Here is a 19,860-nt window from a genome sequence, read left to right on the forward strand (position 1 = left end):
GATCGAGGCGCTGAGGCAGTGGCGGCGGTTCGACAGGCAGGCTGTGAAGGGTAAGAGATGGAAGACAGACAGGACGCGGAGCCCGGGCAGCCGGACGCGGCCGCCTCCCACGTCGGGGAGATCGGCCGCCAGGCCGGTCGCGGACTGCGCTGGAGCGTGCTGGGCAACCTGGCCGTGAGGGCCGGGTCGTTCGCCGTGAGCCTGGTTCTCGCCCGCCTGCTGGTGCCGGAGGACTTCGGCGTCTACGCCATCGCGATGGCCGCGAGCCAGTTCGTCATCCACATCAACGACGCCGGCATCATCGCGGCCACCGTGCAGTGGCGGGGCAGGCTGGAGGACATGGCGCCCACGGCGACGATCGTGGCCATCGTGTCCAGCACCGCCCTGTACGGGGTGTTCTGGGTCATCGCTCCCTACTTCGCGCAGGCGTCCGGGAGCGAGGACGCCACCTGGGTGATCCGGGTGCTCAGCGCCACCAACCTCGTCTACGGCCTGACCGCGGTGCGCAGCGCGGCGCTGCTGCGCAGGTTCGAACAGGACAAGCTCACCAAGGCCAACCTGGCGGGCTTCCTGGTGAACGCCCCGGTGTCCATCGTGCTCGCCGCCGGTGGCGCGGGGGCCTTCAGCTTCGCCTGGGGGCAGCTCTGCGGCGCCGTGGTCACCGGGGTGCTGGTGGTCGTCTACGCGAGGGTGCGGATCAAGTTCGGCCTGGACCGCGCGATCGCCAGGAAGCTGCTGGTTTTCGGGCTGCCGCTGTGCGTCAGCCTCGGCATCGAGGGGCTGCTGCTGAACGCCGACTACGTGATCGTCGGCGACGTCCTCGGCCTCACCCTGCTCGGCTTCTACCTGCTGGCCTTCAACATTTCCAGCTGGGTTCCCGGCCTCATCGGCACCGCCGTACGCTACGTGGCGCTGCCCAGCTTCTCCCGGCTGGCAGAGGAGAACGAGGAGTCGCTGTCCCTCGGGGTGCAGCGTGCGGTGCCGCTGCTGATATCAATCGTGCTGCCGGTCGCCGTCCTGCTGGGGACGCTCTCCCCCTCCGTGGTGGTGTTCCTGTACGGCGAACGCTGGGCGCCCTCCGCCGAGGTGCTGCGATTCCTGGCGATCCTGATGGTGGTGCGGATGCTCACCGCCCTGGCGTTCGACATCCTGGCCGCGATGGGGGCCACCAAGGCCACCGTCTGGCTCAACCTGGGCTGGGCGGTGGTCCTGGTCCCCGCATTGATGATCGGCGCGCGGGTGGACGGCATCCGCGGTGCGGCGATCGGACACGCGGTCGTCGCCGTCCTGGTCGCGTTGCCGCTGGCGACGCTGGCCCTCCACCGGGCGGGAGCGGTGCTCGCCCCGATCGCCACCGCCCTGGTCCGCCCGTTGCTGGGCGGCGCGCTCGCGGCGATCGTCATGCTGACGCTGGCCCAGGTCGTCCACCGCGCTCCGCTGATCCAGCTGTGCGTGGCGGGCGGCGCGGGACTGCTCGTCTTCATCTTCGTCGTCGTGCCGCAGGCCGTACTCAGGAAACTGGGCGGCCGGGTGACCGAGTTGATCCCCGTACGTTCCCGCTGACCCACGGAGGAGACCGGATGCTTGGAAACGACACGCTGGTGTCCGTCGGACTGCCGGTGCGCAACGGCGCCGCGAGGCTGGAGGGAGTGGTCAGGTCGGTGCTGGCGCAGGACCACGAGAACATCGAACTGGTGATCTGCGACAACGCCTCCACCGACGACACCGAGGAGTTCTGCCGCGAACTGGCGCGGTCCGACAGCCGGATCGTCTACCACCGGCAGCCGCGGAACGTGGGACTGCTCAACAACTTCATCCACGCGGGGCGGGTCGCCCGGGGGACGTTCTTCCGCTGGGTCGGTGACGATGACTGGCTGGCACCCCAGTGCGTCTCCCGGTCCCTGCGCGCCTTCGAGCAGGACGAGCGGTTCATCCTGGTGACCACGCAGGTGGCCTACACCGATCCCGACGGCACGACCCAGACCGGCGTCTACGACGGGACGGGCCTGCTGTCCGACGACCCGGTCGAGCGGTTCGCCGAGATGCTGCGCATGCTCAACGAGAGCCACCTGTTGATCGACCCCCTGTACGGCCTGATGCGCCGGGACCGCGTGGTGGACATCCCCCGGCGCAACATGCTCCGTGAGGACGAGGTGTTCGCCGCCAAGCTCGCGCTGGCCGGGCCGTGGGGCCACGTGCCCGAGGTGCTCGCCCACCGCAACTGGAAGCACGAGCGCCTCGGGGCGGTCGGGCGCCGCCTCGGGGTGCCCGCCTGGCAGGCGCACTTCTCCTCGACCCTGCAGTACCGCGAGATCCTGCGCTGGCTGCGCGAGTCCGGCCTCGCCGACGAGCAGCGCCGTCGCGCGCGTGCCGCCGCACACCGGATGTACGCCCGCCGCCAGTGGCGTACGGCATCTCACCGCAGCCGCACGCTGATGCGGCTGGCCGGTGAGCTGATCCGCAGCGGCCGGCTCTCCGAACGCTCCGCGGCCGGACGCTGAGCTGACGGCCCGGCCTCCGCCTACGGTGCTGGGCGTACGGCCGCGCGCATCCGCGACACCCTGGCCAGGGCAGCCGTGCGCAGCGCGGGCCAGCTACGGTGACGCTGGAAGGGGAGTTCGAAGACCGCGGCGAACGAGCGGGCCGCCAGCAGGCCCACCGGCACGGCCAGCGCGAGGACGGCCAGGAACGACGGAAGGCCGGCCGGCAGGTGCGGAGCGACGACCATCTGGAACATCACCACGACGATCGGGGCGTGGATCAGGTAGAGCGTGTAGGAGAAGGAACCCAGACTCCGGATCGGCCGCAGGTCCAGCAGCCGCACCAGCGCAGCCGGCCTGCCTGTCGCCACCGCGGCCAGCAGCAGTCCGATAGCGGGGCCGAGCGCCATGTCGATCCAGAAGTAGTGCCCCACCGTCCACACCGAGCCCCGCACCGCGATCACCGCGAACACCGGGACCGCGGCGAGCGGCGCCATCCAGTGCCACGGCAGCCGCCGTGCGCGCTCCTCCGCGCCGACGACGCCCGCGGCGATCACCCCCACCGCGAACAGCACGGCGAACTGGGGGGTCAGCCGCATCAGCGTGTCCACAAGGGGCACGATGGGCGCCAGCAGCCCGACCGCCGCCACGACCGCGGTGACGGCCACCAGCATCACGACCGCGCCCGCCCGGCGAAGGACCAGCAGCAGGAGGGGGAAGACCAGATAGAGCTGGGCCTCGACGGCGATGGACCAGAAGGCCCCGTTGGGACTCGGCGCGCCGAAAAGGTCCTGGAGCAGCAGGCCGTAGACGGCCACCGACTTCGCCGTGGGCGCTCCCTCCCCTGGCTGGGGGACCAGGGTCCAGGCGATCACCAGGCTGAACACCAGGGCGGCCCAGTACGGCGGGAGGATACGCCAGGCGCGACGCCGGGCGAACCGGCGCACGCCTCCGAGCCGCCACCCCGACCGGGCGGGGGAGACGGCGAGCGAGAAGCCCGACAGGACGATGAACACGACCACCGCGAAGTGCCCGTAGAGGAGCCAGCCGAGCCAGCCCGGGCCGGTGCCGGCCGGATAACCCGGAAAGGACAGCAGCCAGCAGTGGTGCACCATGACGAAAAGGGCCGCCACGCCGCGGATCCCGTCGAGCCCCGCGAGCCTGCCGCGTTCCGCGGAAACATGGGTGGAAATATCGGGCGAGCCGTCCCGGATGCCCTCTTCGGAGGACGTCATCCGATCAACCCCCGTCTCGGGCCGGTACAGGCCCTCGTATCCGCCCTTTTTTAAGCTATCCACGGGTCTATCGTTGTATGGTCGCCAGACGTAACATCCCATAGAGGATGCTGGCCGGTCTGGGTTCCCTGTCCGTCCGATGTAACGGGAAGTGTCTGTTTCTCGATTGGTAACTGGATTGCCTCGGGGGTTGGCAGTGCCCCGGCACAAATAGGGGGCGGAGACCTATGGACTTCTGGAAAGCCATTTTCGGCCTCACCAGACGGAAACTCATCGGCCCCCCGCTGATATTGCTCTCGCTCGGCACCGCTGCCCTGGTCTTTTTCCTGGTGCCTACGTACTACGTGTCGACCGCGTCCATGGTGCTGACCACCCCCGCCACCGGTGGAACGCTCTCATCCGACCCCACCAGGCCGATCGGGCTGACCAACCCGCTGCTCCAGTTCAGTGACGGCCTCCGCGTCACCGCGGGCATCCTCATCCTGTCCCTGAACACTCCGGAGGTCGCGGCCGATCTCGGCGTGGTGAAGAACGGCCCCACCCAGATCACGATCAATGACGGCCGTACCAACCCGGATCTGCTGGGCATCAGCACCAACGGCCCGTTCATCTATGTTGAGGTCCAGAGTAGATCCGCTGTCATGGCCCAGGACGTGGTGCTCAAGGCGAAACAGCGCATCCGTAAGGAGCTGGCCAACCGTCAGCAGGCGCTCAAGGCCCCGCGCTCCACCTTCATATCGGTCGTCGACGTGGTGCCCTCGTCCACCCCCGAGGCCAAGATCTCCACCAAACTGATGGCCGCGGGCGCGGCACTGTTCTCCGTCCTCTTCATCGGTCTGAGCATCGCGTACGGCGTGACGCAGATCCGGGAAGGCCGCCGGAGGGCCGCCGGCGACGTCCCTCCGCCCGCCCCGCGTGACTCGGAGGGGTTCAGCCGTCCGGACCGTGGTGGCGAGCCGGTGGTCGAACACCCCCCGAAGGCCGTTCCTACGGTGCCGGGGACAGACGAGACCGGGGAAGGACCGTTCCACGACGACTCGGTCCAGTTCGTCGTCCTGATGGACGACGACGAGGAGGAGCCGTTGGCGCACCGCAAGGAGCAGAGCAAGGACACCATCGTGTTCATGCGCGCCGGCGGCCTGGACGAGCACGAGAAGTAGCACGGTCAACGATCACCAGCAGGCTTCGGTCCGGTTGACCGCTGTCCGGTGCGGAGAGGGAGCGCATGGACTTCTGGGGGACGATCCTCGTCCTGTTCCGGCGTTGGTACATCGTCATGCCGACGTTCGCGCTGTCCCTCGCCATAGCCGCGGGCATCTACTCGACGATTCCCACCACCTACATCTCCAGCGCGGTGCTCATCCTGACCACGCCGACCACAGGTGGCACCCTGCCGAGCAACCCGGACGTCCCCAACGGCCTGACCAACCCCATGCTCAATTTCGACAACGGGCTCAGCGTCTCCGCCTCGATCCTCATCACGGTGATGGGGACACCGGACATGGCGGTCGAACTCGGCGCGGTGGAGGGCGGGGACACCTCCTTCAAGGTCACCAACGGTAGTAGCAACCTGGAGTCGCTGGCCACGGGCCCCTTCCTGTTCGTCGAGGGTGAGAGCGCGTCGGCGGAAGGGGCACTGGACATCGTGACCCGGGTCCTCGCCCGGACGAGGCGCGAGCTGTTCGACCGCCAGCAGGTGGTGAAAGCGCCCCGGGCGACCTACATCACCACCTACGAGGCGGTGCCGCCGACCACGCCGGAGGCGCAGCGCGGCCGGAAACTGCGCGCCGTCGCCGCAGCGGTGGGCGTCGGTGCCGTGGTGAGCCTGTGCGCCGCGTTCGCAGCCGAGAGCTTCGGCCAGGCACGCAGGGCCCGGCGCCGCGACGACGAGCGGGACCGTACCGGCGACGCCCCGCCCGCCACCGCGGAGGAGGCGGGCAGGGCGTCGCCGGACGCATCCGCGTCCAACGGCCGCCTGCCCGCCGGCGATCCGGTGAGACGCTGATGACGGCCGTGCCGGCCGATCTCGCCCTCCCGGCCCGTCAGCGTGCCGACGGCGCTACCCTGGTCTGCTTCTTCGTCGCGGCCCTGATGATCGTCCCTGCCCGCCTGGTCTTCCGGGTACTGCCGCTGTCGATCACCCCGGCCGATCTCGTCGCCCTCATCGCCACCCTCTGCTGGCTGTGCGCGCACTTCACGCTCACTCTGGGGATGGCGAAGGGCCGCACGCCCGTGCGCACCGCGCTGTTCGTCTTCGTGACCGCGATGGTGGCCACCTTCGGGTACGCCACCTACGGCTACCTCCCCGCCGACGAGCTCAAGCTCGCCGATCACACCCTGATCCTGCTGGTGGCCGGGGCCGGACTCGCGCTCATGGTGTGCGACGGGGTCCGCGGTCCCGAGCGCCTGGACTTCGTCCTCAAGGCCGTCGTGGTGGCGGGCGCGGTGATCGCGGTGATCGGAGCCTGCCAGTTCCTGTTCGACCTCGACCTCACCCGCTACCTGGAGCTTCCCGGGCTCCGCTACACCTCCGAGGACGGGTTCGTCAGTGCGAGATCCGACTTCCGCCGGGTTGCTGCGACGACCGGCCATCCCATCGAGTTCGGTGTCGTGAGCGCCATGATCCTCCCGATCGCCGTCCACTACGGGTTCCAGGCCCGTGAGCGCGGCGGACCGGCCCTGCGGTGGTGGGTGTGCTCAGGTCTGATCGGGGTGGGCCTGATGTTCTCGGTCTCCCGGTCGGCGGTGCTGAGCTTGATGGGTGTCGCCGTGGTGATGTTCCTCGGCTGGCCTGCCCGACGGCGGATCCAGACACTGCTCGTCACAGTCGGGTTCCTGATCGTGATGAGGTTCATGGCACCGGGGCTCATCAACACGTTCTACGATCTGTTCGCGAACGCCGGCACCGACGACAGCATCCGCTACCGTACGCACGACTACGCGGTCGCCAGCTACGAGATCGCCAAGCACCCGTGGCTGGGGCGCGGGGCCGGCACCTGGTACGCGCCCAAGCACCAGGTCTTCGACAACCAGTACCTCCTCTCCGCTGTGGAGACCGGCCTGATCGGTGTCGTGACGGTCATCGGGCTGTTCGTGTGCGGGATCTACTCGGGCCTCCGCGCCCGTTACCTGAGCACCGATCCCGGTACCCGCGACCTTGGTCTCACCCTCGCCGCCTGCCTGGTGGTCCCGCTGATCGGGGCGGCGACCTTCGACCTGCTGTCCTTCGCCACTGTCACCGGCCTGTCGTTCCTGCTGGTCGGCGCCACCGGATCGCTGCTGCGCGGTGCGGCCGAGACGGCCCGGCAGACCCGCGAATCCAGTGCTCCCTGGCGCGCCCGCGTCGGCGTCGCCGCCAGGGACCTGATCCGCAGACCGGGCAGGGCGGGCGGTTAGCCGCCCCGCCCTGCCCGGTCCGCCAACCGGTACGGCGCTCTACCGGTACGGCCGGCTCTGTCAGCTCATGCAGGGCAGGGGGCCGACGGTCGAGGTGATGTGGTAGTTCTCGTCGATCGTCACCAGCGAGTTGTCCGCCCAGTCGATCCTGGCGCAGTCGGCCTCGACCGGTCCGTAAACCCAGGATCCGTCGACCAACTTGTTGCCGCGCACGACGAGTTTGCCGTGTCCGTTTCTGAGTTGGATGCTGTAGGTGCCGCCCATGACGAGGTTGTTGGTGACGACGGCGTCGACGATCTGCTTGTCGGTGAGGAAGATCGGTGCGGTGATGTCCTTGGCGTGGCGCTGGTCGACGGTGTTGTGGTCGAAAATGAGGCCTCTGCCGGTGTTGTAGGTCTGGATGCCGTCGGAGTGGTCGCCCGGGTTCGAGCACAGGTCGACGTAGGAGTCCCGGATGACGATGTCGTCGCCGGAGGCTCGGAAGCCGTCGCCGTGGCCGCGGATGTGCACCCGGGTGGCGGTGTATTTGTCCTGGCCGATGCCCGGAAGGGTCAGGCAGCCCTGGGCGGGTCCCACGGTGGAGTCGGTGATGGTGAACCGGAAGGTCCGGGGCCCGTCGGCGTTGATGACGCTTCCGTCGATCTGGCTGTCCGTGATGGTCACGCCGTCCGCGTGGATCAGCAGGTCGCCGTTGATGTGCACGCCGTCCAGCACGGCTCCGGGTGTGGTGACCCGGTAGGCGGCGCCGTCCTCGTTGAGGGCCTTCATGAGCAGCTTGGTGCCGGATGGCACGCCGGTGCAGGCCGGGGTCGGGTAGTCCGCGCAACCGTGGTTGCCCGGTTCGGGAGACAGCGCCGGTCCCGGTGCCGGCGTCGGCTTCGGCGTGTGGGTCGTGGTCGGGACGGGACCGGGGCCGGTGGTCCTGGTGGTGCTGGGGTAGGGGCTGGGGCCGCGGGTCCCTACCGGGTCGGGGCCCGGAGTGCCGGTCTTGCCGGGGTCCGGCTCTGCCGTCCGGCCCGGGTCCGGGGTGGCGCCCGGCTCTGCGGTCTGGCCCGGGCTGGGGGTGGCGCCCGGCTCTGCCGTCCGGCCCGGGCTGGGGGTGGCGCCCGGAGTCTCACCCGAGCTCTCGGTGGGCAGGTCCGACGGTCGTCCGGGCCACTCTGTGGGCTCGGGCGCCGGAGAGTGGTGGTGCCAGCGGAAGATCACGTCCACCCAGTAGTTGTAGCCCTTGGGGTTCCACCTGCGGGGGAAGGCGCTCTCGCCGTACCCGAAAACTCCCGCGTTGCGGGACGTCGTGGCCAGCGGACCCGACCGGGTGGAGCCGAAGCCCTTGCTGCCCACGTAGTTGCCGTCTTCGCTGTGGTAGGAGACCGTGTAGAGCTGCCTGGCCTTGAGCTGCACCGGGGAGGCGAAGCGGGCCTCCTGCCAGCCCGAGGCGCTCTCTCCGGCGAATGTGACACCCGCCAGCCGTCTGCCGCTCGCGCTCCACAGACTGCCGGTGTGCCTGCCCTTGTCGCCGCGGGCCTTGTAGAAGCGGACGCCTGTCACCACGCCGCTCTGGGCGGCGGTGAAGCGCATGCCCAGCTCGACGGGCGCGCGGTCGGAGCGCGATGAGGCCTTGACCTCGGTGCTCGGCGACCAGAAGCTCGCCTCCTTGGGCTCCTGCGGCTCGGCGGCGGGTACGGGCTGGGCTGCGGCCACCTGTTCGATGGTGACGTCGCTGCGGGTGATGAACCAGACAGCGGGCACGGATACCGCCACAAGGGCCACGGTCAGGACTGCTACCAGCCCCGAGCGTGGCCGCCGGCGGCGGGGTAATCCGCCTTCACTATTTCCACCACGGCGGGGGGAGTGTGCACTGGCCATTTCTCTGACCTCCGCGCCGATTTGCGGTCGGCTCGACAATGTGTCCGTTTTGGTCCTCGCGCAGAGGCCATTGTTGCGGTTGAGGTCATAGCGATGCACTGGTTTCGTGAGTATTGCCCAGAAGTGTTATAAGCAAATGCTTTTCCCGCTATGCCGTTACTCGGCTTTCCGGACATAAGTGGCATGTCGCCCTAGACGCCAACAACAGGGAGAATTAGATAAGGAGATCAGCCTACGCAGGCCAGGGGGCCGACGGTCGAGGTGATGCGGTAGTTCTCGTCGATCGTCACCAGCCAGTTGTCCGCCCAGTCGATCGCCTTGCACTCAGAATCGACCGGTCCGTAAACCCAGGATCTGTCGACCAACTTGTTGCCGCGCACGACGAGTTTGCCGTGTCCGTTTCTAAGCTGGATGCTGTAGGTGCCGCCCATGACGAGGTTGTTGGTGACGACGGCGTCGACGATCTGCTTGTCGGTGAGGAAGATCGGTGCGGTGATGTCCTTGGCGTGGCGCTGGTCGACGGTGTTGTGGTCGAAAATGAGGCCTCTGCCGGTGTTGTAGGTCTGGATGCCGTCGGAGTGGTCGCCCGGGTTCGAGCACAGGTCGACGTAGGAGTCCCGGATGACGATGTCGTCGCCGGAGGCTCGGAAGCCGTCGCCGTGGCCGCGGATGTGCACCCGGGTGGCGGTGTATTTGTCCTGGCCGATGCCCGGAAGGGTCAGGCAGCCCTGGGCGGGTCCCACGGTGGAGTCGGTGATGGTGAACCGGAAGGTCCGGGGCCCGTCGGCGTTGATCACGATCCCGTCGATCCGGCTGTTCCTGACAGTGACGTTGTCGGCGTGGATCAGCAGGTCGCCGTTGATGTGCACGCCGTCCAGCACGGTGCCCGGAGTCCTCACCCGGTAGGCGGCGCCGTCCTCGTTGAGGGCCTTCACGGTCAGCCGGGTGCCGGGTGGCACGCCGGTGCAGGCCGGGGTCGGATACGCGGGGCACCGGCCGGTGGCACCGGTGGGCGTGCTCGTCGGGCTCTCGGCCGGAGAGGACGTGCATCCTGCCAGGAACGCCGCGGTGACCGCCGAGACGGCGGCGAACAGACTGACCCATCGCATCGTCGTTCACTCCCTCTCGTCGGAACGGCGGAGCCGATCCCGCAGTTGTGCCCATGATCCCGCGGAGAGGTCCCGCTCACTGATCGCCGACACGGGAAGTGGCCAGCGGATTCCCAGCCCGGGATCGTCGTAGCGGACGGAGAGGTCCTCGGCGGGGTCGTGCTCCCGATCGATGCGATAGCAGACGTCGGTCTGTTCGGTCAGGGCCTGAAAGCCGTGTAGCAGTCCCGGCGGCACGTAGAGGGTGACGAACGTCTCGTCGTCGAGCAGCACGGAGGTCTGCTCGCCGAAGGTGGGTGAGCCGGGGCGGGCGTCGACCAGCACGTCGTGCACCGCTCCGCGCGCGCAGCGCACCAGCTTGGCCTCACCCCGGCCGGAGCGGCCGTGCATTCCACGGATCGTTCCCCGCCGCGAGCGGGACTGACTGTCCTGCGCGAAAAGCGCGGGGTCCAGCCCGTGCTCCTCGGCGAGGACCCTGTCGAAAGTCCTGGTGAACAGCCCTCGGTCGTCACGGTGCGGCGTCGGTACGAACAACAGCACGCCGTCGATTTCGCTTCGTTCTACTCTCAACTCGTCAGCCTTTTCTCACGGTGGTCGGGAGGCGTTCGGAGTGAACGGCGCTGCGGATGAGGACGCTCCGCCGAGCCCTGTACGGCCGGGTGGACGGCAGCCGATTGTCAGCGTCGTCGTTCCCGCGCACAACGAGGAAGCCGTCGTGGCGAGCGGTCTGCGGCGGCTGCTCGCGGGAACGGTGCCGGGCGAGTTCGACGTGGTGGTGGTGGCGAACGCGTGTTCCGACCGTACGGCGGAAGTCGCCAGGCAGGCCGGTGTCCGCGTGGTGGAGACGCCGGTGCCGGGTAAGGCCAACGCGCTGCGGCTCGGCGACGGGACCTGCCGGACCTTTCCCCGCGTCTATCTGGACGCCGACGTCGAGCTGAGCGCCGCGTCGGTGCGCGCGCTTGTCGCCGCCGCCGGCCTGCCCGGCGTGCTCGCCTGCGCTCCTGTCCCGGCCTGGGATCTGGACGGGGTCGGCTGGATCGCCCGGCGCATGCACAAGGTGCACGACCAGCTGGTCGCACCGTTCCGGGCGCTGGCCGGGGTCGGGGTCTACGTCCTCACCGAACAGGGGCACGCCAGGGTCTTCCCGCTGCCGGACGTGATCTCCGACGACGGCTGGGCGCACGGCAGCTTCGCCCCTCACGAGCGGATGGTGGTGCCCGATGCCCGGTCGCTGGTGCGCCCGGCGAGGACCGTCTCGGCGCACCTGAACCGGCGGGTGCGGGTGCGCCTGGGCAACCGGCAGCTCGCCGAGCTGGGCCGGTCCGCGGCCGAGGGGCGCCTGCGGCTGAGCTCGCTGGGCACTCTCGTGGCGAGGCGCAGGGTGAGCCCGCTCGATGCGGGCTGCTACCTCGCAGTCCTGCTCATGGACCGGGCCTTGACCTGGGTGCGGGCCTCGCGTGGCGGCCAGGTGGCGTGGGGCGGCGACACCGGCAGCCGGTCCCAGGCGGGGGGGTAGCCCGTGCGGGCCCGCCGCCGCGCCGGTCCCGGCGACGGCTGTCCGGCCGGTACGGCGGAGCGGGCCGCCGCCCCCGCGGTCGGTGAGGTCAGGCATCGGCCCGCTCGGTGATCGCGTATACCCGGACCGAGCCGAACGGGCCGTCCTGCCCGGTCTTGCGTCCCAGTCTCACCGTGCGCAGGTGCCGGAACCGGCCGGTGCGGAGCAGGAACTCCTCTTCGACCGGGTTGAAGTAGATCACCGTGACCGCGCGCGGGTTCCGGTCCACGGTCGCGATCAGCTTCCCGATCGCGGTGGCGAAGGTCTCGCCCCGGAAGGGGTTGTTGAGGAACACCACGCTGACATCGTCGGGGATCTCGTAGTCGAGTACGTCCGACTGGACGAGGTCGACGTCCTCACAGCGCAGGCGGAGGCGGGTGTCCGCGATGTTCTTCCGCGCTATGTCGTTGAGCTCCTCGGACAGCTCGACACCGATCACCTTCCTGAACGGGTAGCGGGCCGCCGCCTCCAGCACCATGCGACCCATGCCGGAGCCGAGGTCGATGAACACGTCGTGCTCGCCGACGTCGCGCCGGGGCAGCGCGCGTCGCAGGGTCTGCCAGTTCGCCGCCGAGTAGTAAACCCTGTCCTGCCGTGCGAGCCCGAACTCCTCAAGGCCCACGACCTCCGAGGTCCGTACTCCGTACCGGCGCTCGAACAGTAGCTGGCCGGTGGTACGGCGCAGCCATCTGTAGGACCGCCGCAGCCCTTCCGGCAGCCCGACGGCGGCTGCCATGGCAGTGTCGGCGACGGTCTCGATGAGCACGCTCATGGCAGGTGCTCCCTTCTCACGTGGACGTCAGGAACAGGCGGCCTCGTAGGCGGCCAGGAGCGCGGCCCTGGAGCGTTCCCACGACAGCGGGCCGGTGACGCGGGCCTTACCGGCCTCGCCCATCCGGTGGCGCTCCTGCGGATCGTCGAGCAGCCGGGCGATCAGCTTGGCGAACTCCGGCTCGTCGTTGGCCGGTGCGTACACCGCGGCGTCTCCGGCCGAGACCCGCGCCTCCCGGAGATCGAAGGAGACGATCGGGCGGCCCATCGCCATGTACTCCATGATCTTGTTCATGGTGGACACGTCGTTGAGCGGGTTGAACGGGTCAGGCGCCAGGCAGACGTCCGCCGCGGACAGGTAGCGGAGCAGGTCCTCATCCGGGATCCTGCCGGTGAACTCGACGGAGTCCGACAGGCCCAGCTCGCGGGAGAAGGCGACCATGTCCTCGAAGATGTCGCCGGCGCCGACGAACACCGCGTGCCAGTCCGTCCGGCCCAGGTCGTCACGGAGACTGGCCAGCGACCGCAGCGCGTAGTCCACGCCGTCCTGCGGCCCCATAACGCCGAGATAGCAGAGCAGATGCGGCTTCCCCCGTTTGATCGACTCCTCGACGGTGACCTGATGGAACCGCTCGACCGCCGGCGCGCTGCGCACCACGAACACCTCTCCGGGCTGCTTGCCGCCCCTGGTGATCGCGACCTCGCGGTAGCTCTCGTTGGTCGCGATGACCACGTCGGCCGCCCGGTAGGTGAGCCGCTCCAGCAGGCACACCGCGCGGTAGAGAAAGTCCTCGCCGCGGTCGAACCGGGACAGGTAGAGCTCGGGCACCAGGTCGTGCTGGTCGAACACGAACCGCGCTCCACGCCGCTTGAACATTCTCGCCACGAGGAACAGCAGGTCCGGAGGGTTGCACGCGTGCACGACGTCCACCGGACCGATCCGCCGGGCGAGCCGGAAGGTGTGCCAGAGTGCCGAGCCGTACTCCCGCAGGTAGCCGAACGGGCCACCGGTCGCCGCCCGCAGCGGGTAGCGGTAGATCTTCACCCCTTCTGTCTGGACGTACGGTTCGGTGTCCCGCTTGGTGCCCCGGGGGCAGATGACGTGCACCTCCCAGCCGGCGTCGCGCAGTGCGGTGCTCTCCTGCCACACCCGCCGGTCGAACGGTACGGAGAGGTTCTCGACGAGAATGAGTGCTTTACCAGCCAAGGCCCACGTATCCAGAATGTGCCCGGCGCGTGTCGGCGTCGGGAAGGCGGACGAGATCGATGATCACACGGTCTCCCGCGCCGGCGAGCGCGCTCAGCACGGCAGGGTCCTTACAGCCGACGACGCACACGTCGGCGTGCGAGAGCACGTCGTCGGCGGAGTTGCTCAGCAGGTCGCCCAGGTGCGGCAGCCTGCTCTCGATGTAGTCCCGGTTCGCCCCCATCAGGCGGGACAGGGAGACATTGGCGTCGTAGATGCGCAGGTCGTATCCCTTGCCGAGGAGACGTTCGGCCAGCTCCACCAGCGGGCTCTCCCGCAGGTCGTCGGTGCCGGGCTTGAACGACAGCCCGAACAGCCCGATCCGGCGGCTGCCGGCCGCGGTCACCAGTTCGAAGGCGCGTCGCAGATGGTCCTCGTTGGACGGCAGGACATGCGAGAGCAGCGGCACCGACACGTCGGCCCGCCGGGCCGCGTAGACCAGCCCCCGGAGGTCCTTGGGCAGGCACGAGCCGCCGAAGGCGAAGCCCGGCCGGAGGTAGGCCGGGCTGATGTTGAGCTTGCGGTCGGCAAGGAAGACGTCCATGACCCGGTGCGAGTCCAGCCCGATCGCCTGGCAGATCGCCCCGATCTCGTTGGCGAAGCTGATCTTCAGACCGTGGAAGGCGTTGTCGGCGTACTTGGTCATCTCGGCGACCGCCACGGGAACCCGGAAGACCTCGCCGGGAATGCCGCCGTACAGGGCGGCGACCGCGTCGCCGCTCGCGGTGTCGAGCTCGCCGATGACGGTCTTGGGCGGCTCGAAGAAGTCACGCACACTGGTGCCCTCGCGCAGGAACTCCGGGTTGACCGCCACGCCGAAGCCGGTCCCGGCCCGTAGCCCCGATGTCCGTTCGAGAATCGGGACGAGCAGGTCGGAGCAGGTGCCGGGGAGCATGGTGCTGCGGAAGACGACCGTGTGCCGGCCGTTCTTGCCGGCCAGCGCCTGGCCGATCTGTTCGGCCACCCGCTCCAGGTGGATGGTGGAGAGGCTGCCGTTCGGCGCGGATGGCGTGCCCACGCAGATCAGCGAGATCTCGGTGGCGTTGATCGCTTCGGCGACGTCGGTGGTGGCCCGCAGGGCACCGCTCCGGACGACCTCGGCGGTCAACTCGCCGATCCGCTCCTCAACGAGGGGTGCCTGGCCGCGGGAGATGAGGTCGATTTTCGTGGGATTGACGTCGACCCCGACAACCTCGTGGCCGCTGGCCGCGAGGCAGGCCGCGGAGACGCAACCGACATAGCCGAGCCCGAACACGCTGATTCTCATGTGCGCTGCCTCCATCGCGTCACTTGCCGGCTGGTTGCGGGGCCGGAGGCGTTTCGCTAAGCCTCGCCCGACTCACCCGTTAGTCGGATGATTTCTTTCGATCGTTACGATTTCGAGAAGTGGTCACCCGGCGGACCGGGCGCGATTATTGTTTGAAGGTGCGGAGTTTTCGCACAATATTCCGCAGGCTGGGGCCGAGTGTGGATGATTTCGCCATGGTCACCATGGAGTTCCGTGCCCGCCGCAACGCCTGCCGGGACGGACTCCGGGTCACGATCCCCTGGCACACCAGGGTCTCGCCGGTCTTGGCACGCCGTTTGTACTCGTCGTCTCCCCGTCCGAGGTCGATGCGCGCGATACCGAGGACCGGCGCCGCCGCGGCGAGCTCGCGCAGCAGCATCCATCCGGGGGCGAGGCCGGCGAAGGCCGGATCGTAGACCGGGAACCACCAGTGCAGGACATTTTCCGAACGTATTCCGAAATGTGCCGCAACCATATGGGGTCCGGCATGCAAAGTGGACAAAATACCCCCGAATGAGGAATCGCGGGTGTGAAGCAGCCGGGTTAACAGATTACGGCGGTCCGATTCGGCGAAATAGTCCTTGGCACCTGTGGCGGCGTACTGTGCGCGTTTGAGCTCGACCACCCGGTCCAGGACCTCCGCGTCGACCGTGTCGGCGACGAACCGCACCGTGCCATGGGTCCGTTCGGCCTTCGCGGCGCGCCGACGTGCCTGCCCCATGTTGTCCTTACCGCTCCGCGACGCCCGGCCCAGGTATCCCTCCAGGCCGCCGGAGACGTCCAGGAACGGTGACGGGCGCCGGGACTCCACCCAGGGCTCGAAGTCCGCACAGCTCTCGACCAGATGGTCGAACGCGAAGCCGCGCACTCCGCCGGTGAGCAGCGCCAGCGGAGGGAAGGAGGAACCGAGGGCGAGCACGGGCCCCTGGAAGTCCGCCGCCGGCCAGCCCGCGGGCCTGATCAGCGATCGCTCGCGGTGATGGGGCAGCAGGGCACAGACGTCACCCGCCCGGTCCCTGCCCACGGCGACGCGCACCTCGCGGCCGCTGGCGTGCACGGCCGCGGCGAAGCCGGGATGGAAGTAGGGGCTGTCCAGCAGGGGGTTGGCCGCCCGCAACAGGTGCCAGGCGTCCAGCTCCTCCGCGGCGAGCGCGCCGAACCCCACCGTCCGCACCGTCTGCACCGTCCGCGCTGTCCGTTCCCTCCGGGCCGTCACGGGCCGGGAGGGCCCGGAGGCGTCCGGCCCGTCGGGCTCCTCGCTCGCGGGCATGCTCATCGTCGTTCCCCCCATCGGCAGCCGGGTCAGTCCGCGAGCTTCTGAAGCCGTCGCGACGGCCTGAGCAGAGCCACGACCGACGCTCTTGACGTACGGCGTCCCGCCAGCGCCCGCACGCCCTCGCCGAGGACGACCGCGAGGTAGTAGACGGACGCGGCCGGTGTGCTCCGCCGGCGGCGGAACAGCTTCACCTTGTTGACGATGAGCAGCGCGGCGAGAGTCGGGTTGACGCCCGAGTCGCCGCCGATGTGCTCGACCACCGACGCCGGTTCGTACCAGAGCGCCCAGCCGTGGTCGGCGGCACGGAGCGCGAACTCGGTCTCCTCGCTGTAGAGCAGGAAGGACTCGTCCCAGGGGCCGATCTCCCTGATGACCTCGGTGGAGACGAGCATGGCCGCGCCGGTCGCCCACGCCGCGGCGCCAGGCCGTTCGTACTCCCCGGGGTCGGTGACCAGCTCGCCGAGAGTGCCGATCCGGCCGGCGAGACCTCCGCCGATCACCGCCTCCACCAGCGCCCGGCGCACGGTGGGCGTCCTGCGAAGGGAGGGCTGCAGGCTGCCGTCCGGGTTGATCAGGCGTGGTACGGCGATGCCGCGCCCCGGCCGGCCCAAGGCGCCGGCGAGCGGGGCGAGCGCGCCCGGCCGCAACCTGCAGTCGGGGTTGATCACGAACACCGCGTCGAGCTCCTGGATGTCCAGCGCCTCGACACCCGCGTTGACCGCCGCCGCGTAACCGGCGTTCCGGCCGAGCTGGACGGTCTGGAGCGGAAGGCCGGACGCCTTCCCGGCGATCCCGAGGGAGTCGTCCTTCGAGGCGTTGTCGGCCACGACGACCTTGGCGAGGCGCACGCCTCGCGCGCCCTCGGCAAGGGAATGGAGACAACCTTCGAGTACCTCCGCGCTGTTGTAGGTGACGATCACTACGGCGATCCGGGGGGCACCAGGCGTCATATATTCGTCATCGCCGGGTGCGACGGTGGCGTTACCACGTTCCACATCCCGCGCTCAGCCTCGGACGCGCTTGAACGCGCGCGCGGCGACCCGGCGCGTACGGAGCGGCAGTGACGGAGTTCCGTCCATGACCCGAGGGGCCCACGTGGCGTCGATGTCGTGGCGCAGGCTGTTGCGCGGCTGCAGCCAGGAGCCCGGCCGGGCGTGGCCGCCGTCGCTGGTGTAGGCGCGGGTCACCTCCGCCCGCCTCAGCCTGCTGAGCACGTGCCTGTCGTAGGAGCCGAAGGGGATGGCCACTCTCGATACCCGCCGCCCGGTGAGCTCGGTGAGGAGCCGGTGGGCGCCGGCGATCTCCTCGTCCGCCTGGCTCTCGTCCAGCCGCCGCCAGTCGCGGTGTGCCCAGCCGTGCGAGCCGACCAGCATGCCCGCCGCCACCAGCTCCCGGACACCGTCCGCGTCCAGCCTGCCCGGCTCGCCGAGAAGACCGGCCAGCACGAAGAACTCCGCGGTGAGGCCGCGTTCGAGCAGCCGGGGCAGGGCGATCTCCACGTCCGACGTGTTGCCGTCGTCGAAGGTGATCCGGACGTCGTCCCGGCCGACCACCGCGTCCAGCACCTGCTCGAACTGCTCGACGCCCACCCACGTGGCGTCCTCACCGGGATCCAGCTCCCTGGCGGTCGGGCCGATGCCGTGAACCGTGAGGTTGACGACGTTCTTGGAGATCGCGTGCATCAACTCCCGCCCTCGTACGCCAGCGCCACGTCCTCGGGCATCCGTTCCAGGTCGGATACGCGCAGGAAGTCGCGGAGCGTGGTGCCGGTGCACGCGCAGTCGACGTTGGGGGCCTCGCGCCTGGCGATCACATCGTCCAGGTGGACGGTACGGAAGTCGATGCTGAAGCGGGTCTTGCCCGAGGTGTTCGGCACCGACGAGTGGAGCTGGTTGCCAGAGAAGATCATCACTCCGCCCGGCTCCGGCACCAGGGTCACCCGGGGCTCCAGCTCGATGGGCTCTTCGGGCCTGGGCTGTTCTCTGGTGTCCTTGCCGATGTGCTGCGCCGCGTTGAACCGGCTGGTGCGGTTCCACTCGTAGTAGTCGTAGCGGTGGGAACCGTTCTTCACCGGACTGTCCCAGTAGCGCGGGTGGAAGGTCATCACGTTCTCCGGGACCACTTCGAAGATCGGAATCCACCAGTTCACCTGGGAGAGCGGTGCGGAGTACCAGGTGTCGCGGTGCGGGTGGAAGGCGTAGGCGATGCCGCTGGTGAGGTAGTTGTCAGAAGTGGAGGAGCGCATCCGGGGGACGTCGAAGTAGGTCTTCTCCGCGTCGCAGCCGAAAGAGCCGAGCAACGCCTGCAGCAGTTCCTTCGCCCGGGGATGGTGAATGAACCGCGGTTTGAGCTCGGACAGGATGGCGGCGAACTTCTGGACCGACAGATCATGCTGCGCGGTCTCCGGGTCAAGAGCGCCGAACGCCTTCCTGATCAGCTCCTGTGCGAACTCGATCAGAGCCCGTGACTCGGGGCGAGCGGGATAGAGAAAGACCTGGCCGTCGTAGAGATGGGAACGTCGCTCGTCATCGCTGAAACCGGGATTCGAGTACGTGATTGTCACAGTTGGGCATCGTCCTCTGAGCCGGTTTCATTACCGGTCCGTTTCGGAGGTCACCCGCTGTCACCGGCGATGTTCCAGGTACCACGCCACGGTCCGTCGCAGGCCCTCCTGCAGATCAACGGTCGGACGCCAGCCGAGCACCTCGGCGGCGGGGCCGAGGTCGGCGGCCTGGGGGATGTCCAGCGGGCGATCCGCGACCGTCCCGAAGCGGGGTCGCAGCGGCGTGCCGACGGTCTGGAAGAGCATCTCGACCGTGTCCTTGACGGCCGTCTCCGTGCCGGTGCCGATGTCGAAGATCTGACCGGTCGCGTTGCCGGTCTCGTGCGCCGCGATGAACGCGTCGACCACGTCCTCGACGTAGACCCAGTCGACGAGCTTGGCCCCACTGGTGAGGTTGGGCTCCTCGCCGCGGAGCAGGGCGAGCGTCACGTAGGGCACCAGCTTTCTCGTGTCCCGCTGGCCGGGACCGTAGACCATCGTGGGCCGCAGGATGGTGAGTGGTGCGTTCCACAGCCGCTGGAAGAGCCGCGCGTACTCCGTGGCCGCCCATTTGGCCATCGCATAGGGGGAGGGTGGGGGAGCGTGGCCGTTTCCCGGCCGGGGCTCCTCACTGGAGCCGCTGAGTATCACCTTGATGGGGTGCGGCGCCTCCGCGGTGGCCGTCAGCACGTTGACCGTGCTTGTCAGGTTGTTCTCCAGCACTCGCCGGACGATCCGGATATCTCTGGCGCCGTCCACCTCGCTGGCGAGGTGGAACACCACGTCCGGGCGCACCGCTGTGATCAGTTCCGCGGTCGAGTCCGCGTCGCGGAGGTCGGCGGCATGCCAGATCTCGGTGTGATCCGCCTTCTGGAGACGGCGACTCACCGCGTGAACCTCGGCGCCGAGTGAGCTCAGCCGCCTGACCAGGTGGGACCCGATGAATCCGGTGGCACCCGTCACCAGCGCTCGCCCGCCGTTCCAGGCCGGGCGGGCCGGTGCCGGTGTTGACGGGTCTCCCATTGCCGGGGGCTGGGACATGTGTCTCTCCTCGGCTCTGAGGCGGGTCAGCGCATGTGTCGCCGGAGGGGAGGAC

The 19,860-nt window shown here is 69.1% G+C and carries 18 protein-coding genes; 6 read left to right on the top strand and 12 right to left on the bottom strand.

Features of this window, described 5'->3' with window-relative positions:
- Positions 1-57 precede the first annotated feature (57 nt).
- Positions 58-1,563, top strand: a complete 1,506-nt coding sequence (locus ACIN94_RS02385) for an oligosaccharide flippase family protein (RefSeq protein ID WP_400698475.1) — start codon at positions 58-60, stop codon at positions 1,561-1,563.
- 17 nt (positions 1,564-1,580) lie between these two features.
- Positions 1,581-2,501 carry a glycosyltransferase family 2 protein gene (locus ACIN94_RS02390; protein WP_400698477.1) on the top strand — a complete coding sequence of 307 codons (921 nt, stop codon included), beginning with the start codon at positions 1,581-1,583 and terminating at the stop codon, positions 2,499-2,501.
- Positions 2,502-2,521: 20 nt separating this feature from the next.
- On the opposite strand, the gene ACIN94_RS02395 is transcribed toward ACIN94_RS02390, so the two are convergent.
- The gene (locus tag ACIN94_RS02395) at positions 2,522-3,715 is read right to left on the bottom strand and encodes an acyltransferase family protein (RefSeq protein ID WP_400698480.1); all 1,194 of its coding nucleotides are present in this window, start codon (positions 3,713-3,715) and stop codon (positions 2,522-2,524) included.
- 227 nt (positions 3,716-3,942) lie between these two features.
- Here ACIN94_RS02395 and ACIN94_RS02400 point away from each other — a divergent pair, with 227 nt between their 5' ends.
- The 3 genes from ACIN94_RS02400 to ACIN94_RS02410 all read left to right on the top strand — a co-directional run bounded on the left by ACIN94_RS02400 (position 3,943) and on the right by ACIN94_RS02410 (position 7,111).
- A complete protein-coding gene (locus ACIN94_RS02400) occupies positions 3,943-4,875 on the top strand; it encodes a hypothetical protein (RefSeq protein WP_400698483.1) in 933 nt (310 codons plus the stop codon).
- Between the two features lie 65 nt (positions 4,876-4,940).
- Positions 4,941-5,720 carry a hypothetical protein gene (locus ACIN94_RS02405; protein WP_400698485.1) on the top strand — a complete coding sequence of 260 codons (780 nt, stop codon included), beginning with the start codon at positions 4,941-4,943 and terminating at the stop codon, positions 5,718-5,720.
- A complete protein-coding gene (locus tag ACIN94_RS02410; protein ID WP_400698488.1) occupies positions 5,720-7,111 on the top strand; it encodes an O-antigen ligase family protein in 1,392 nt (463 codons plus the stop codon). The genes ACIN94_RS02405 and ACIN94_RS02410 overlap by 1 nt, the downstream gene beginning before the upstream one ends.
- A gap of 60 nt (positions 7,112-7,171) precedes the next feature.
- On the opposite strand, the gene ACIN94_RS02415 is transcribed toward ACIN94_RS02410, so the two are convergent.
- From ACIN94_RS02415 to ACIN94_RS02425, 3 genes are all read right to left on the bottom strand, one after another.
- On the bottom strand, positions 7,172-8,872 hold the full coding sequence (locus ACIN94_RS02415; RefSeq protein ID WP_400698490.1) for a DUF4082 domain-containing protein: 1,701 nt from the start codon (positions 8,870-8,872) through the stop codon (positions 7,172-7,174).
- A 332-nt stretch (positions 8,873-9,204) separates the two neighbouring features.
- Entirely contained in the window at positions 9,205-10,086 is an 882-nt protein-coding gene (locus ACIN94_RS02420) for a hypothetical protein (RefSeq protein ID WP_400698492.1), read from the bottom strand.
- A 6-nt stretch (positions 10,087-10,092) separates the two neighbouring features.
- Positions 10,093-10,656: a dTDP-4-dehydrorhamnose 3,5-epimerase family protein gene (locus ACIN94_RS02425; protein ID WP_400698495.1), complete on the bottom strand. Its 564-nt coding sequence runs from the start codon at positions 10,654-10,656 to the stop codon at positions 10,093-10,095.
- Between the two features lie 40 nt (positions 10,657-10,696).
- Between ACIN94_RS02425 and ACIN94_RS02430 the strand changes: the two genes are divergently transcribed.
- Entirely contained in the window at positions 10,697-11,602 is a 906-nt protein-coding gene (locus tag ACIN94_RS02430) for a glycosyltransferase (protein WP_400698497.1), read from the top strand.
- Positions 11,603-11,690: 88 nt separating this feature from the next.
- Here the strand turns inward: ACIN94_RS02430 and ACIN94_RS02435 are convergent, their stop codons facing one another.
- The 8 genes from ACIN94_RS02435 to ACIN94_RS02470 all read right to left on the bottom strand — a co-directional run bounded on the left by ACIN94_RS02435 (position 11,691) and on the right by ACIN94_RS02470 (position 19,805).
- Positions 11,691-12,413: a methyltransferase domain-containing protein gene (locus ACIN94_RS02435; protein WP_400698500.1), complete on the bottom strand. Its 723-nt coding sequence runs from the start codon at positions 12,411-12,413 to the stop codon at positions 11,691-11,693.
- A gap of 27 nt (positions 12,414-12,440) precedes the next feature.
- A complete protein-coding gene (locus ACIN94_RS02440; protein WP_400698502.1) occupies positions 12,441-13,619 on the bottom strand; it encodes a glycosyltransferase family 4 protein in 1,179 nt (392 codons plus the stop codon).
- A complete protein-coding gene (locus ACIN94_RS02445) occupies positions 13,609-14,925 on the bottom strand; it encodes a nucleotide sugar dehydrogenase (protein WP_400698505.1) in 1,317 nt (438 codons plus the stop codon). The genes ACIN94_RS02440 and ACIN94_RS02445 overlap by 11 nt, the downstream gene beginning before the upstream one ends.
- Positions 14,926-15,070: 145 nt before the next feature.
- Positions 15,071-16,222 carry a GNAT family N-acetyltransferase gene (locus ACIN94_RS02450; protein ID WP_400698508.1) on the bottom strand — a complete coding sequence of 384 codons (1,152 nt, stop codon included), beginning with the start codon at positions 16,220-16,222 and terminating at the stop codon, positions 15,071-15,073.
- 26 nt (positions 16,223-16,248) lie between these two features.
- Complete coding sequence (locus ACIN94_RS02455; RefSeq protein WP_400698511.1) at positions 16,249-17,172, bottom strand: glycosyltransferase family 2 protein; 924 nt, start codon at positions 17,170-17,172, stop codon at positions 16,249-16,251.
- Positions 17,173-17,226: 54 nt separating this feature from the next.
- Positions 17,227-17,904: a polysaccharide deacetylase family protein gene (locus tag ACIN94_RS02460; protein WP_400698514.1), complete on the bottom strand. Its 678-nt coding sequence runs from the start codon at positions 17,902-17,904 to the stop codon at positions 17,227-17,229.
- A complete protein-coding gene (locus ACIN94_RS02465) occupies positions 17,904-18,785 on the bottom strand; it encodes a phytanoyl-CoA dioxygenase family protein (RefSeq protein ID WP_400698516.1) in 882 nt (293 codons plus the stop codon). Before ACIN94_RS02465 ends, ACIN94_RS02460 begins: the two co-directional genes overlap by 1 nt.
- A 60-nt stretch (positions 18,786-18,845) precedes the next feature.
- Entirely contained in the window at positions 18,846-19,805 is a 960-nt protein-coding gene (locus ACIN94_RS02470) for an NAD-dependent epimerase/dehydratase family protein (RefSeq protein ID WP_400698519.1), read from the bottom strand.
- Between the last annotated feature and the right edge of the window lie 55 nt (positions 19,806-19,860).

The organism is Streptosporangium sp. NPDC087985, assembly GCF_044741965.1.
Taxonomy (GTDB): Bacteria; Actinomycetota; Actinomycetes; order Streptosporangiales; family Streptosporangiaceae; genus Streptosporangium.

Excerpts from the sequence above, each read along its gene's own strand:
- ACIN94_RS02385 (WP_400698475.1), top strand. The coding sequence starts at position 58 with ATGGAAGACAGACAGGACGCGGAGCCCGGGCAGCCGGACGCGGCCGCC.
- ACIN94_RS02390 (WP_400698477.1), top strand. The coding sequence starts at position 1,581 with ATGCTTGGAAACGACACGCTGGTGTCCGTCGGACTGCCGGTGCGCAAC.
- ACIN94_RS02395 (WP_400698480.1), bottom strand. The coding sequence starts at position 3,715 with ATGACGTCCTCCGAAGAGGGCATCCGGGACGGCTCGCCCGATATTTCC.
- ACIN94_RS02400 (WP_400698483.1), top strand. The coding sequence starts at position 3,943 with ATGGACTTCTGGAAAGCCATTTTCGGCCTCACCAGACGGAAACTCATC.
- ACIN94_RS02405 (WP_400698485.1), top strand. The coding sequence starts at position 4,941 with ATGGACTTCTGGGGGACGATCCTCGTCCTGTTCCGGCGTTGGTACATC.
- ACIN94_RS02410 (WP_400698488.1), top strand. The coding sequence starts at position 5,720 with ATGACGGCCGTGCCGGCCGATCTCGCCCTCCCGGCCCGTCAGCGTGCC.
- ACIN94_RS02420 (WP_400698492.1), bottom strand. The coding sequence starts at position 10,086 with ATGCGATGGGTCAGTCTGTTCGCCGCCGTCTCGGCGGTCACCGCGGCG.
- ACIN94_RS02435 (WP_400698500.1), bottom strand. The coding sequence starts at position 12,413 with ATGAGCGTGCTCATCGAGACCGTCGCCGACACTGCCATGGCAGCCGCC.
- ACIN94_RS02445 (WP_400698505.1), bottom strand. The coding sequence starts at position 14,925 with ATGAGAATCAGCGTGTTCGGGCTCGGCTATGTCGGTTGCGTCTCCGCG.
- ACIN94_RS02450 (WP_400698508.1), bottom strand. The coding sequence starts at position 16,222 with ATGAGCATGCCCGCGAGCGAGGAGCCCGACGGGCCGGACGCCTCCGGG.
- ACIN94_RS02455 (WP_400698511.1), bottom strand. The coding sequence starts at position 17,172 with ATGACGCCTGGTGCCCCCCGGATCGCCGTAGTGATCGTCACCTACAAC.
- ACIN94_RS02460 (WP_400698514.1), bottom strand. The coding sequence starts at position 17,904 with ATGCACGCGATCTCCAAGAACGTCGTCAACCTCACGGTTCACGGCATC.
- ACIN94_RS02470 (WP_400698519.1), bottom strand. The coding sequence starts at position 19,805 with ATGTCCCAGCCCCCGGCAATGGGAGACCCGTCAACACCGGCACCGGCC.